The following is a 1317-nucleotide window of genomic DNA, read 5'->3' on the forward strand; positions in this document are numbered from 1 at the left end:
ATCACAGGTGTAAACATATGTGGCAATTGCTCAGGAAGGTGAAGCACTTTATGGATAACGTATCGCCGTACCCGGGAGGTTGCCACGGCACGGCGAAAATGTAGCACTATTCGGATCAGTTATTTAGCACGTTCTCATTTTTCTTATAATAATCTGATATATTGATTTCGTATAATGTTCCCCAGTCTAAAGGCTTATCAGTATTCATGAAATCTAATATTGTTGCCCAAATATTACTATAACTTCTAGATTCAAGGTATATGATGTCGATATAAAACCCGGGTGTAAATAAATAAAGGCGTTTTGGTATCTTACGACACCGAATTTTATACACATCTATATTACCACCACCACGACCACCAGCATGTCCAGAACGAGTAAATAAATCCAGATCTTCTGGGGGTATATAAAATGGGCGCCTAAAAAAGCTACGAGGCGTGAGTGCAAGTCCTAAGTGTCTGTCAAATTGGAAATAACGGAATTGTTTTCTATAAACGTAGATATAAATACTTAAAGCCGTAGCTAAAGCAAGCGAAATTAGTGCATATTGATAATATTCAAATATAATTAAAGGAGAAAGAATTGCAAATAAATAATAAAAAAAGAAGAGAATGACGAAAAGCCTAAAGGATGAAGACTTCATTAATGCAATTTTACCATCAGATTTACAGTTATTAAAGGCCCAGTTATCGCGGTATTTGGCTATTCGAGGAATAGGTTCACCCCATCTTTTACTCTTAAATTCTGATGCGTCACGGAACTTACATCTATTCAGGTTTTCGGCTTTTTTTAATCGTTGCTCATATGTTTCATTGTGTAGATATGGAATGTGTTCCTTCTCCTGAAGAAAAAAACTATCATCCACTTCCTCTATCTGATTGTTTTTCTTCAAACTCTCATTCCTTCGAGTATTCTATAAATATAAATGTTCGTTTTTTACTTTATACCCAAACAATCTGAATCCTGCAACTTCGGATTTTTGGGTATAAGGATAAATATCGTTTGGCTATATATAGCCAGATGTAACCTGTGGAGTTATCTATCTTTCTCTTTTTTGAGAACTTAGCGAGTCTTTCCTTACGCCTTTCCAAAAATCACCCAAATGGGTGAGGCCTTGCTCTATTGCATTCCCTAAAGTCACTTTTTATCTGCCTTGGCATATCCCCTCTAAAGGAAAAAACCTTCAGAACTGTAAGCGATTAATGAACTGGTGAAGCCTTATTCCACATCGCTCAGATCAACATTCCATGGCATCAGATCCGACATATCATCGGCGAGTGAACGCGTCGGCAACTCCGTGAACAGGTGCCGGAAGTA

General features: G+C 37.4%; 1 protein-coding gene. It reads right to left on the reverse strand.

The features are described 5' to 3' along the window. Positions 1–115: 115 nt before the first annotated feature. The gene (locus GMA8713_RS25675) at positions 116–892 is read right to left on the reverse strand and encodes a hypothetical protein (protein ID WP_062715508.1); all 777 of its coding nucleotides are present in this window, start codon (positions 890–892) and stop codon (positions 116–118) included. Positions 893–1317: the final 425 nt, after the last annotated feature.

The sequence above is a fragment of the Grimontia marina genome, assembly GCF_900060185.1.
In the GTDB taxonomy this organism is placed as follows: Bacteria; Pseudomonadota; Gammaproteobacteria; order Enterobacterales; family Vibrionaceae; genus Enterovibrio; species Enterovibrio marinus.